At 70.8% G+C, this 12,774-nt stretch carries 10 protein-coding genes; 6 read left to right on the top strand and 4 right to left on the bottom strand.

What is annotated here, in order from left to right; translation table 11 throughout:
* Positions 1-76: 76 nt before the first annotated feature.
* Together ACFY29_RS30175 and ACFY29_RS30170 are read left to right on the top strand one after the other, a co-directional pair.
* Positions 77-1,867: a hypothetical protein gene (locus ACFY29_RS30175; protein ID WP_386991593.1), complete on the top strand. Its 1,791-nt coding sequence runs from the start codon at positions 77-79 to the stop codon at positions 1,865-1,867.
* A 430-nt stretch (positions 1,868-2,297) separates the two neighbouring features.
* Complete coding sequence (locus ACFY29_RS30170; protein WP_386991591.1) at positions 2,298-4,013, top strand: DUF4082 domain-containing protein; 1,716 nt, start codon at positions 2,298-2,300, stop codon at positions 4,011-4,013.
* 75 nt (positions 4,014-4,088) lie between these two features.
* On the opposite strand, the gene ACFY29_RS30165 is transcribed toward ACFY29_RS30170, so the two are convergent.
* Genes ACFY29_RS30165 through ACFY29_RS30155 form a run of 3 tightly spaced genes read right to left on the bottom strand, consistent with a single transcriptional unit; the run spans position 4,089 to position 7,326 of the window.
* On the bottom strand, positions 4,089-5,228 hold the full coding sequence (locus tag ACFY29_RS30165; RefSeq protein WP_386991589.1) for a DegT/DnrJ/EryC1/StrS family aminotransferase: 1,140 nt from the start codon (positions 5,226-5,228) through the stop codon (positions 4,089-4,091).
* Positions 5,225-6,190 (bottom strand): NAD-dependent epimerase/dehydratase family protein, encoded by a 966-nt coding sequence (locus tag ACFY29_RS30160; RefSeq protein ID WP_386991587.1) that lies wholly within the window; start codon positions 6,188-6,190, stop codon positions 5,225-5,227. Before ACFY29_RS30160 ends, ACFY29_RS30165 begins: the two co-directional genes overlap by 4 nt.
* Positions 6,187-7,326 (bottom strand): Gfo/Idh/MocA family oxidoreductase, encoded by a 1,140-nt coding sequence (locus ACFY29_RS30155; RefSeq protein ID WP_355614714.1) that lies wholly within the window; start codon positions 7,324-7,326, stop codon positions 6,187-6,189. The genes ACFY29_RS30160 and ACFY29_RS30155 overlap by 4 nt, the downstream gene beginning before the upstream one ends.
* Before the next feature lie 278 nt (positions 7,327-7,604).
* On the opposite strand from ACFY29_RS30155, the gene ACFY29_RS30150 reads away from it, so the two are divergent.
* The 3 genes from ACFY29_RS30150 (at position 7,605) to ACFY29_RS30140 (ending at position 10,405) form a co-directional block, all read left to right on the top strand.
* Positions 7,605-8,231 (top strand): acyltransferase, encoded by a 627-nt coding sequence (locus ACFY29_RS30150; protein ID WP_355614711.1) that lies wholly within the window; start codon positions 7,605-7,607, stop codon positions 8,229-8,231.
* A gap of 80 nt (positions 8,232-8,311) precedes the next feature.
* On the top strand, positions 8,312-8,953 hold the full coding sequence (locus tag ACFY29_RS30145) for a hypothetical protein (RefSeq protein ID WP_328414218.1): 642 nt from the start codon (positions 8,312-8,314) through the stop codon (positions 8,951-8,953).
* Between the two features lie 126 nt (positions 8,954-9,079).
* Entirely contained in the window at positions 9,080-10,405 is a 1,326-nt protein-coding gene (locus ACFY29_RS30140) for a hemolysin family protein (RefSeq protein WP_386991584.1), read from the top strand.
* Between the two features lie 30 nt (positions 10,406-10,435).
* On the opposite strand, the gene ACFY29_RS30135 is transcribed toward ACFY29_RS30140, so the two are convergent.
* Entirely contained in the window at positions 10,436-10,819 is a 384-nt protein-coding gene (locus ACFY29_RS30135; RefSeq protein WP_328426472.1) for a PaaI family thioesterase, read from the bottom strand.
* 105 nt (positions 10,820-10,924) lie between these two features.
* Here ACFY29_RS30135 and tyrS point away from each other — a divergent pair, with 105 nt between their 5' ends.
* Positions 10,925-12,217, top strand: coding sequence for a tyrosine--tRNA ligase (gene tyrS, locus ACFY29_RS30130; RefSeq protein ID WP_386992017.1), 1,293 nt, complete (start codon positions 10,925-10,927; stop codon positions 12,215-12,217).
* The last annotated feature ends 557 nt before the right edge of the window (positions 12,218-12,774 follow it).

The following is a 12,774-nucleotide window of genomic DNA, read 5'->3' as shown; positions in this document are numbered from 1 at the left end:
GCGTGTTGGCGGAGATTACGCTGGCCGCCATGTCTGCCCAAGGTGAGATCGCAACGCCGCCCACGGTGCTGCCGAGATGAAGTCGTTCCTCGCCGTCTCGTACGCCCCGGGCAGGCTGACCGCGACCGAGGAGGCGTCCCGGGCCGAGGCTCTCACCCGCCTCGGTGCCGACGCGCGGATGCTGTCCACCGAGGACGGCTGGCTCGCCTTCCAGGGCGCGGACCCGGGCGATCGGGTCGACGACAGCGGCACCGCCTTCACGCTGCGCCTGGGCCGGGCGGTTCGTACCCGGACCGCCGATGTCGCCACCGCCGAGTTGGCCGAGCAGTTGGGCCGGGGCACGAAGGCGGACGGCGCCGTGCTCGCCGCGCTGGTGCCGCCGTTCGCCGCGGCGCACCGCTCCGGGCCGGGCGAGCCGATCGTGGCGGCCACGGACTGGCTCGGCTTCCGGCAGCTCTTCTGGTGGCAGGGCGATGGTGTGGCCGCGGTGTCGACGAGTGCGCTCGCGCTCGGCGCGCTGGCCGGGGCGGGGCTGGACCACGGGGCGCTCGGCCTGCAGGGCCTGGTGGGCTGGCAAGTGGGGCTCGGCACGGTCTTCGCGCAGGTCGAAAAGGTGCCCGCCGGATGCTTGGCGGTGCTGGACGCGGGCCGGGTGGAGACGCACCGCTACGTGGAGCAGTCGCTCGCCCTGGACGGCCCGGCACCGTCCCTGCCCGAGGTCGCCGACGAGATGGCCGGGATGCTGCGGGAGTTCCTCGGGGCCTACCTCGCTGACCATCCCAGCACCGTGCTCCAGTTGACCGGTGGCCAGGACACCCGCGTCCTGCTCGCGGCGCTGTCCCCGGAGACCCGCCGAGGGCTGCGCGCGCTCACCCTGGACGTGCGGGGCGGCTCGGACGCCACGCTGGCCCAGAAGCTGAGCGCGCTGGGTGGGCTGGATCTGCATGTCCACTGGCTGGACGAGCAGCCACCGGTCACGCCGGCTGCGGCGCACTCCGCGGCGCTACAAGCGGCGGCGGCGCTGGACTGCATGGCCAGCCCGCTGGCCCTGGCCCCGTTGCTCCTCGCCGAGGGCCACCTCGAGCAGGGGCATCGCCTCTCCGGCCTCGGCGGGGAAGCCTGCCGCGGGTTCTACTACTTCGGCCAGCCCCGCGACGCGACCACCTCGCCCCACCTGATCGGCCAGTTGGCGAACTGGCGCCTCTACGCGAACGAGGCCGTCGACGCCCGCGCACTCGAACCGGGCTTCGTGGCCGCCGCCCGCACCGACGCGCTCGAACGGATCACGGCATCCTTCGACGGCGCTCCGCCGCAATGGCTGCAGGCCACCGACTACTTCTATCTCTACCAGCGCATGCAGCGATGGGCGGGAGCGCATGGCTCGGTCGCGGCCGTCAACCGCTTCTTCATCAACCCGATGTTCGATCGCCGCTTCATCCAGCTGGCGCACTCCGTGTCGCCGGACCAGAAGGGGAGCGGCCTGCTGACCGGGCAGCTCATCCACCGGCTCGATGCCGAACTGGCCGCGGTGCCGCTGGATTCCGGGCTGGTTCCCGCCCGGTTGGGGCAACGCGGCATCCGTGACCGCGCGGCGGCGGCCCGGGTCACCGCGCGGAAGCTGTCCGGCAAGGTACGGCAGCGGCTGCGCCATTCCGGCCGGGCGCAGCTGGGCGCGGCCGAGGTGGCGGCGCTCGTGGTCGAGCACTGGCGCAGCGAGCCGGACGTCCTCGCACCGCTGCGGACCACCGGCATCGTCCGGGACGCATGGCTGGACGAGTTGCTGGCGGGGCGGCGGGAGTGCGCCCCTGCCACGGTGGCCTTCCTGACCAACCTCCTGGTCGCCACCGCGCCGCAGCCCGTCACCTGAGGTCACCTGCCCGCCGACGTGCGGTGCACCATGACCCGACAGCGGAGCCCGCTCCTCCCGACACCGGGAGGAGCCCCTCGCTCACGCCGTCCGCGCAGGTCACCCATGGTTCAACGTCGATACCGGTGACTTAGCGGCATTTCGATCGTTGTGTTGGTGTACCCCGTGCAGGGGTCAGGCGAGCATCCTCCCGGATCGCCCGGCGAACGCGGTGCTGAGCCCAACGCCTTCGCCGCCCCCGTGAACCGTGCGGCGGGCGCCCCGCGCGCGTCCGCCGCTGGCCAGGGCAGACGGCGCGAGGAGTCTCACCTGGGGCTGTGGCTGGATCGCGTCGGACGCACCAGCCGTCGACGTCCGCGACACCGCATCTTCCGTACCGGCGTTCGCCCGCCCCGGGTCGAGTGACACCACTTGTGGAGAAGGGAACCACATGGTCAGGAATTCGCGAGCGGTCATCGTGCTAGCCGTTGCCGGCGCGGTGGCGATCTCTGGGACGGCGCTGGCTGGTCGCTACGCGACCAGCCCGGGCGGCGCGGAGCCCGCGGCGGCACCCTCCGGAACGTACTCGCTGTGGAGCAGCTCAGCAGTACCGGGCACGGTTACCGACCCGGACAGACAGGCCGTGGAACTGGGGGTGAAATTCACCGCGACCCAGGACGGCAGCGTCCTCGGCGTCCGGTTCTACAAGTCGAGGAGGAACACCGGCGTGCACACGGGCAGCCTCTGGGCGATCAACGGCACCAGGCTCGCCACCGTGCGGTTCACCAACGAGAGCCCGTCCGGATGGCAGTACGCCGCCTTCTCGGCCTCGGTGGCCGTCAAGGCCAATGCGCTGTACGTGGTGTCGTACCACACCAACGTGGGGCAGTACTCGGCCGACGACCGTTACTTCGCCGCAGATCGCAGCCGGGGCCCGTTGCGCGCGCCGGCCGACGGGTCGCAGGGCGCCAACGGCGTGTACCGGTACGGCGCGGGCGGGTTCCCGAACCGGGGCTACCGGGCGACCAACTACTGGGTCGACGTCGTCTTCAATCCCGGCGCTCCCGCCACGTCCAGTCCCACCCCTCGACCCACGACGGCATCCCCCCGCCCCACCTCGCCGAGTCCCACCCCGACCGCGGCGCCGACGCCCAGCTCCACCCCACCCGCGGCGCCGACGCCCAGCTCCACCCCGCCCGTACCGACTCCGACCGTCACCGGCAACCCCGACAGCACCGGTGGCGGCAGGTACCCCCAGCGCTTCTCGGTGGGCGCACCCGGGGTCGGCCGGTACCGCCAGTCCGATGCCCGGCTGCCGGTGCCGGCCGGTTACCAGGAGGTGTTCCCGCACGACACCGGGAGCAAGGAGTGGGACCTGTACGAGTGCAACGGCACCGTGAATCTCGACCACAAGTACTTCCATGCCTTCATCTACATCGGCACGAACTGTCACGGCACCGTCAACATCACGAACTCCATCATCGCGCCGCCACCGGGTTCCGCCAATCGGGCCATCCTGGTCAACGCGAATTCCTCGGGCAGCCTTCGTCTCAACATCAGCAACACGACCATCCGGCCCGAACCGGTGGGCCTGGGCATGAAGAGTGCACCGTTGACCGATCACGCGATCAACGACTGCAACACCTGCACGATCCAGCTCAGCCGCGTCGACGTGGCGAACACCGGCGGCATGTGCCTCTGCGGGGCGAATACCACCATCGAGTACAGCTGGCTCCACGACAACTACATCGCCCACCTGGCCGACCCCTCCCAGGCCCACACCGGGGGCGTCTTCCCCTACGGCGGCACCGGTCCGCTGGAGATCAGCCACAGCCGGCTCGAGCCGGGCGTCAACGCCTACACCGGCGCGGAGATCCCCAACTACTGGCAGGCCATCACCGCAGTGCTGTTCACCCAGAGTTCGGGCGGCTCCCGGCTGCGCAACTACCAGGTCCACGACAGTTTCATCTCGCTCGGCGCCTTCGGGCTGTACGCCCAGGAGGGTGAGGGGCTGCGACTGCGCGACAACGTATTCGGGCCGACGCACTGGGGTTACACGAGCCGGTGCGGGTCCGGATGCTACGTCACCTTCGCCGACTGGACGAACAACGTCGTGGGCACGATCGACGGCGCCCCGACGGCGCAGCTGGTCCCCAGACCCGCATAGGTGGTGACCACCCGGGGCAGGCGTGGTGGTACCCGCCCGCCTGCCCCGGTTTCGGTCGCCCCGTGACGGCCCGACCTAGCGGGCGGCCAGCTTGCGGAGTACGGCGACGATGTGGTCCTGGTCGTCCTCGGTCAGCGCGTGGTGCAGCGGCAGGATGAGCGAGTCGCGGGTCAGCCGCTCGGTCACCGGCAGCGGCGCGGGCGACACGTCGGCGTAGGCCGGCTCCAGGTGGGCGGCCATGATGCCGCGTCGGGCCGACACTCCGGCGGCGGCCAGCTCGGCGAGCACCTCGTCGCGGCCGGTCCCGTACTCCGGGTCGATCAGCAGCCAGAACGACTGGAAGTTGGTCTCGCCGTACTCGGGGTCGCGGACCGGGGCCAGACCCTCGAGGTCCGCCAGCAGCTCGTGGTAGCGGGCCGCCAGCGCGCGCCGGTGAGCCACCAGATCCGCGAGGCGGCCGAGCTGCACGAGACCGATCGCCGCCTGGATGTCGGTCATTCGGTAATTGAAGGCGGTCTCCAGGTAGGCCTCGATGACCGGCTGGGAGCTGGCGTGGCGGTCGGCCGCGGAGACGTTCATGCCGTGTTCCCGCAACCGGCGCAGCCGGGCCGCCCACTCCGGATCGTCCACGGTGACCATGCCACCCTCGCCCGTCGTCAGCAACTTGCGGGGATGGAACGACCAGGCCGAGATGGTCGCGCCGGCGCCGACCGGCCGTCCGTACGCCGTCGACCCGGCGGCGCAGGCCGCGTCCTCGATCAGCGGCAGCCCCCAGCGGCCGGCGGCGTTCCGCAGCGCGGCGACGTCGAACGGCACGCCGCCCTGGTGCACCGCGATCACCGCCCGGGTCCGGGCGGTCCGCACCGCGTCGATCGTCGCCACAGTCAGGTTGCCGGTGCGGACGTCGACGTCGGCGAAGACCGGGGTGGCGCCGACGTAGCGCACCGCGTTGGCGGTGGCGATGAACGAGAACGATGGCACGATCACCTCGTCGCCCGGGCCGATCTCCAGCACCACCAGCGCCAGATGAAGTGCGGTCGTGCACGAGCTGACGGCCACGCCGTGGCCGGCGCCCACCAGGGCGGCGAACTCCTGCTCGAACCGGGCCACCCGGGGCCCCTGGGCCACCCAGCCCGACCGTACGGCGTCGGCGGCGGCCTGCGCCTCCTCCTCACCGAGGCGGGGGATCATCACCGGGATCCGGGTGCTGCTCACTTCTCGGCCCGCCACCAGTCGACCAGCCCCTGAAGCCCCTCGTGCAGGCCGATCTCGGCGCGGAAGCTCAGCTTCTCCGCGGCGGCGGTGGTGTCGGCCAGTCGGCGGGTGACGCCGTTGACCGCGCGGGCCGGACCGTGCTCGGGTGCGAGGTCGGACTTCATCACGTCGCTGAGCGCCTGGGCCAGCTCCTTGAGGCTGGTCTCGGTGCCGCTGGCGATGTTGAACACCTCGTCGGTGACGTCCGCCCGGGCGGCCAGGATGTTGGCCCGGGCGATGTCGGCGACGTGCACGAAGTCCATCGTCTGCAGGCCGTCACCGAGGATCAGCGGGGGCACACCCGAATCGATCCGCTCCATCCACCGGATCAGGACCTCGGTGTAGAGGCCGTGGATGTCCATCCGGGGGCCGTAGACGTTGAAGTAGCGCAGCGCGACGTAGTCCAGGCCGTACATGCTGTGATAGCTGCGCAGCATGCCCTCGTTGAACGCCTTGGCGGCGCCGTAGAACGTGTCGTTGTGGTACGGGTGGTGCCGCTCGGTGGTCGGGAACTCGTCGGCGAGCCCGTACACGGAGGCCGACGAGGACAGGATGACCTTGCGGACCCGGGCGGCGGCGGCCGCCTCCAGCACGTTGAACGTGCCGTCGACCAGCACCTCGTTGGCCAGCCGCGGCTCCTCGGCGCACTGGGTGATGCGGATGGCGGCGAGGTGGAAGACCAGGTCCTTGCCGCGGGTCAGTTCGTGCACCAGCCCGACGTCGCGGATGTCTCCCTCGACCAGGCGGACACCGGCGTGCGGCAGTGCCCGGGCGAGGTTCTCCCGGCAGCCCCGGACGAAGTTGTCCAGGACGACGACCTCGGCCGCGCCGCCGGCGACCAGCTGGTCGACGACGTGGGAACCGATCGTGCCCGCTCCACCGGTGACCAGGGCCCGTGCCCCGGCGGTCTCCACCGCGCTCATGCCGTTGCTCCGCTTCGCTCCGCGCCGGACTGAGCAATTGCCCTACCGGTTTCGACGATTTGCCCGTGCACGTCTGTCCATTCGTTGAGATTGACCACTGATCCGCCACTGGCGAGGCTGCGCGAGGCGGCCTCCAGGATGGCCATCACCCGCAGGCCGGACCGGCCGTCGGTCAGGGCGGGCGTGCCGGTGCGGATCGACCGGGCGAACTCCTCGACCATGGTCCGCAGCGCCTCCCGCTCCGTCAGGGCCGGCGCCACCATGTCGCCCGAGCGGTACGAGACCAGCATGTCCCGGCGCTGCTCGTCGCCGAGCTCCTCCGCCGACGCCACGTCGACCCCGCGGTCGAAGATCGAGAGTCGCTGGCTCGGGTTGAGGTCGTCCCAGACCAAGGTCCGCTTCGACCCGCCGATGATCGCGGTCCGGATCTTCACCGGGGAGAGCCAATTGACGTGGATGTGCGCGATCGCGCCGGTGTTGAGGTGCAGCGTCAGGTAGGCGACGCAGGCCCGCCCCGCCCCGATCCGGTCCGCGCCGTGCGCGGCCACCGAGACCGGCGCCACCCCGGACGGGAGGATGAAGTCGAGAATCGACAGGTCGTGCGGCGCCAGGTCCCACATCACGTCGATGTCGCGCTGGACCAGCCCGAGGTTGATTCGTACCGAGTCGAGGTACTGCAGCTCGCCCAGTTCCCCGCCGTGCAGCAGCTCGCGGATGCGCAGCACGGCGGGCGTGTAGCAGTAGGTGTGGTCGCACATCAGCGACAGTCCCCGGCCCTCCGCCTCCGCCACCAGCGCGCGCCCCTGTTCGACGTCGGCCGCCAGCGGCTTCTCCACGAGCACGTGCTTGCCGGCCCGTAGCGCCGCCATCGCCACCTCGAGGTGGGTGCCGGCCGGGGTGGCGATGGCCACCGCGTGTACGTCGTCGTCGGCCAGCACCGTGGCCAGGTCGTCGGTCGCCTGGACCGTCGAGTAGTCACCGAGCGCGCGTCGGGCCCGGGTCATATCGAGGTCGCAGAGCCAGCGCAACCGGAATGCGTCAGAGGTCTGGAAGTTACGCACAAGATTCGGCCCCCAGTAACCGGCACCGATGACGGCAACGCCGATTGGTTCGACGGCAGCGGGCGATGAGTTCACTGATACCCGTTTCGCTAGTCAGGACAGGAAAATCCGCTGAGGGGGGGAGTTAGTGGCGACGTCCATTCGGCAAGCTACCGAGGTCGTCCTCGCCAGCGCCAGCACCGACCGGGAATTCCGGCGGTGCCGCCGGGGTCATTCGGTCCGTTTGGTCTGCCCGCGCACTTCGAATGGCCCGTTCTGCGGCCACTGGGTCGGCTTTCTGACATTGCCCTTGCTGCCGAATGTCTACTGTTTCCACCGCACAGAAGATCACCGGACCGCGGAGGGAACGAGAGATGACGGACGCCCACCGGGCACCGCACGACGGTGCGCAGATCGCCGCGACGGCCGATGTGGACGAACGTGCCACCATCCGTCCCGGCACGCGCGTCTGGCACCTGGCTCAGGTCCGCGAGCATGCCTCGGTCGGCCGGAACTGTGTCATCGGCCGCAGCGCGTACGTCGGGCCGGGCGTCCGCCTGGGCGACAACGTCAAGCTGCAGAACCACGCCCTGGTGTACGAGCCAGCGGAACTGGCCGACGGGGTCTTCATCGGGCCGGCCGCGGTGCTCACGAACGACGAGTACCCGCGCTCGGTCACCCCGGAGGGGCGGCTGAAGAGCGGCGACGACTGGACAGCGGTCGGCGTGGTGGTCGGCGAGGGCGCGGCGATCGGAGCGCGGGCCGTCTGCGTGGCGCCGGTCTCGATCGGCCGGTGGGCCCTGATCGCGGCCGGCGCGGTGGTCACCCGGGATGTTCCCGACTTCGCGCTCATGGTCGGAGTTCCCGCCCGCCGGGCGGGCTGGGTGGGCCGGGCGGGCGAGCCGCTCGTGGCGAAGGACGACGGCCGGTGGATCTGTCCGCGCACCGGAGCCGAGTACCGCGAGTGCGAGGGGCGGCTGACCGAACTGCCGTCGGCCTGACGGCCGCGCCGGGGTCGACGTCCCCGGTCGAACGCGTCCCGCCGACCGGCCCGAGCTGGCGGGGGGCTACCCTCGCCGGGGTGAACTGGTTGGATCTCGTCGGCTGGGCCGGCTCCGCGGTGCTGGTCTGGTCGCTGCTGCAGTCGCGCATCCTCCGCCTGCGCGCGCTCAACCTCGTCGGCTGTCTCGTGCTGATCGGCTACAACGGCGCACTCGAGGTCTGGCCCATGGTCGGGCTCAACATCGTCCTCGCGGTGATCAACATCTGGTATCTGCGCGGGATGCTCGCCACCCGGCACGACGAACAGACCTACCAGGTCGTCGAGGTCGGCGTCGGCGACCAGTTCCTGGCGCACACGCTGCGGGTGCACGCACCGGACATCGCCCGCTTCAACCCCGACTTCCACTGGGACCCGGACGCCGCCGGCCACTCCGCGTTTCTGGTGGTCAGGGCAGATGAGGTGGTCGGGGTGGTGCTGTCGCACGCCGAGACGCCCGGGGTCGCCCAGATCGACCTGGACTACGTGACCCCGAAGTTCCGCGACTTCACCCCCGGCGAGTTCGTCTACCGGCGCAGCCGCCTCTTCACCGAACGGGGCTTCCACCGGGTGGTCAGCCCGCCCGGGATGGTCGCCCCCTACTACCACCGGCTCGGCTTCCGCCCGGAGGGCGACTCGTACGTCCTCGACCTGCCCGCGTCACCGGCGGCCGAATCGGCATAGCGTCGCCAGGGGAGGATTCGGCTGGCGCCGCACGGGGCACAGACACGCGTACGCCGGGCGGGGCTGCCGACCGGCTGGCACCGCGCGGAGCGGCCGGTGCCACCACGACGAGGGAGCGAGCCAGGCGTGCAGAGCTACGGGAGCCAACTGGCCCTGGTCGGAATTCTGGTCGTCATCAACGCGCTCTTCGCCGGCAGTGAGATGGCCCTGGTGTCGCTGCGGGACAGCCAGATCCAGCGGTTGGAGCGCACCAGCCGGGCCGGGCGGGTGCTGGCCCACCTCGCCAAGGACCCGAACCGTTTCCTGGCGACCATTCAGATCGGCATCACCCTGGCCGGCTTCCTGGCCTCCGCCGCCGCGGCGGTCTCACTGGCCAAGCCCCTGGTGCCGCTGCTCGGGATGTTCGGGAGCGCCGCCGAGACGGTGGCGATCGTGGTGGTCACCCTCGCGTTGACCTTCGTCACGCTGGTCTTCGGTGAGCTGGCCCCCAAGCGGATCGCCATGCAGTCGGCCGAGCGGTGGGCGCTGCTGGTGGCCCGGCCGCTCGATGTGCTCGCCACTCTCACCCGCCCGGCCGTCTGGGCGCTCGGCGCCACCAGCGACCTGGTGGTCCGCCTGTTCGGGCTCAACCCGAAGCACCAGCCGGAGGAGATCGGCCCGGACGAGCTGCGGGACATCGTCGCCGGCAACCACGGCTTCACCAAGGAGCAGCGCACCATCATCGCTGGCGCCGTGGAGATCGCCGACCGGCGGTTGCGGGCGGTCCTCGTACCCCGGTTGCAGGTTTTCACGCTCGACAGCGGAACCACCGCGGAGGCCGCGCGGCTGGTGCTGGCCGCCACCGGGCACTCCCGGGCACCGGTGGTGCGCCACGGCGGCCTGGACGACACGGCCGGCGTGATCCACCTGCGCGACCTGGTGGGGGTGCCCGACGACCGGCGGGTCGACGAGATCGCCCGCCCCCCGATGTTGCTGCCCGACTCGCTGCCGGTGGTGGACGCGCTGCGCCAGTTCAAGGCCGAGCGCCAGCAGATCGCGCTGGTGGTCGACGAGCGCGGCGCCGTCGACGGCATCGTGACGTTGGAGGACATCCTGGAGGAGATCGTCGGAGAGATCTACGACGAGACCGACCGGGACGTGAACTCGGTGCGCCGCGACCCGGACGGCGCGCTGGTGCTGCCCGGCACCTTCCCGGTGCACGACCTGACGGACATCGGCGTCGAGCTGCCGTCGCGGCCGGCCGGCGACTACACCACCGTCGCCGGGCTGGTGCTGGCCCGCCTCGGGCACATCCCCACCGTCGCGGGGGAGGACGTCACCCTGGACGGGTGGGTGCTGATGGTGACCGGCATCGACCACCGGGCGATCACCGAGGTACGGCTGAGCCGGGTCCCCGATGAGACCGACGCCGATCGGGACGCCGAGCCGGTGCTGGACGAGGCCCGCGGCTGACCCGAGAGTTCCGCCGCCGGGTGTGCCTGCTCAGGCGGGGGAGAGGTTCTGCAACCGGACCTGACCGCGGGCGATCAGCCGCTGGTCGGCATCGGTGATCTCCACCTGCCAGAGCTGCTGGCTGCGGCCCCGATGCACCGGAGTGCCGACCGCGGTCAGCTCGCCGTCCCGGACGGCCCGCAGGAAGTCGGTCTGGTTCGACACCCCGACGACCGTGCCCCGGTCGGCCAGCCAGAGCGAGCCGCCCACGCTGGCCGCGGTCTCCACCACCGAGCAGTACACCCCGCCGTGCTGGATGCCGAACGGCTGGTGCAGCTCCGGCCGGACCCGCCAGCTGATGACCACCCGGTCGGCGGTCGCCTCCTCGAACTTCAGGCCGAGCAGGGCGACAAAGCCACCTGTCAGGTCCGGCATCTCCACGGTAAAGCCTCCTCGATCAACTGGCCGCCAGCCTAACTGGGGCGGCTTGCGCCAAACCCGGTACGGGTCGATGCCGGCGATGGGGGAGAATCGGTGACCGTGACCGACAGCAGCCTCCCGCCCCCCGGGCGGGCCTCCCTGACCGACGACCTGCTCTGGCGTGGCCTGATCCAGGACTCGACCGGCCTCGACGAGCTGCGCGAGCTGCTCGACGGCGGAGCGGCCACCACTTATTACGTGGGCTTCGACCCCACCGCGCAGAGCCTGCACGTCGGCTCGCTCATGCAGGTCATCACGGCCCGTCGGCTGCAACTCGCGGGTCACCGCCCGTTGCTGCTGGTGGGCGGGGCGACCGGCCAGATCGGTGACCCGAAGGAGAGCGCCGAGCGGACGCTCAACCCGCCCGAGGTGATCGCCGGCTGGGTCGAGCGGATCCGCGACCAGCTCGCGCCCTTCGTGTCGTACACGGGCGAGAACGCGGCGCAACTGGTGAACAACCTGGACTGGACCGGCGAGATGTCGGTGGTCGAGTTCCTCCGCGACGTGGGCAAGCACTTCCCGGTGAACAAGATGCTCGCTCGGGAGGTGGTGCGTGCCCGGCTGGAGATCGGCATCAGCTTCACCGAGTTCAGCTACCAGCTGTTGCAGGCCAACGACTTCTTCGAGTTGCACCGCCGGCATGGCTGCCAGCTTCAGTTCGGCGGCTCCGACCAGTGGGGCAACATCACCGCCGGCGTCGACTACGTGCGCCGGCGTGGCGCCGGGCCGGTGCAGGCGTTCACCACGCCGCTGGTCACGAAGTCCGACGGTACGAAGTTCGGCAAGACCGAGGGCGGCTCCGTCTGGCTCGATCCGTCGATGACCAGCCCGTACGCCTTCTACCAGTTCTGGCTCAACGTCGAGGACGGGGAGGTCGACCGCTACCTGCGGTACTTCAGCTTCCGCTCGCGCGACGAGTTGGAGGAGTTGGCGAAGGCGACCGCCGAACGGCCGGCGGCCCGGCTGGCGCAGCGCGCGCTCGCCGAAGAGCTCACCACCCTGGTGCACGGGCCTGAGGAGGCCCGGCAGGCGATCGCCGCCAGCCAGGCACTGTTCGGCCGGGGCTCGCTGGACGACCTGGCCCCGGAGACGCTGCGCGCGGCGCTGACCGAGGCCGGCCTGGTGCGACTCGCCGGCGAGTTGCCGGACGTGGCGGGCCTGCTGCGGGACTCCGGGCTGGTGCCCAGCCTCAAGGAGGCCCGTCGGGTGATCGCCGAGGGTGGCGCCTACGTCAACAACAACCGGGTGACCGAGGTGGACGCCGTGGTGTCACCGGCCGACCTGCTGCACGGGCGGTACCTGGTGCTGCGCCGCGGCAAGCGCTCCTTCGCGGGCGTTGAGCTGGGCGGATAGTCATCGGTCGACGATGTGACGGGGGACGCGTCCGGCGGATTTGACGATCACTCCGCCGGACGCGTAACTTTCTCTCTGCCAGCGCGGAACGGACGAAACAGGCGAAAGCCTGAAACGGCCGGAGCGCGGCAACGGCCTCGGGGTCGGGCGGGTTCGCCCACCGGATCCCGAACCGGGCGGTGCCCCAGATTCGCCGCGAGGCGGATTTGGTGAGGCGGAACCGACCGGGTAAGGTTGGCAAGCGGCAGGGAAACGGGCGAGTTCGCGGGAAACCGCAACGGCCGGCCTGCCGACCCCGTGACGAGAGCGGCGCAAGCCGATCGAGACATGGTGCCCGCAATACGGAGTGAAGCACGACGGACCGCAAAACGGCGGTTTGACACGGCGGAAACCGGCGGGTAACGTAGTAAGAGTGCCTAGCGCGACTGAGCGCTGGGGATGCGGTAAAAATGCCCCGAGAGGGTGCTCCACTGAGTGGGGCTTCTGGTCGGTGTGTGGTTGTTCTTTGAGAACTCAACAGGGTGCTTGAAAAGCCAGTGCCAATTATGATTTATACC

The organism is Micromonospora sp. NPDC000668 (assembly GCF_042897975.1).
GTDB lineage: Bacteria > Actinomycetota > Actinomycetes > Mycobacteriales > Micromonosporaceae > Micromonospora.
This window is presented reverse-complemented; position numbering and strand designations above follow the sequence as displayed.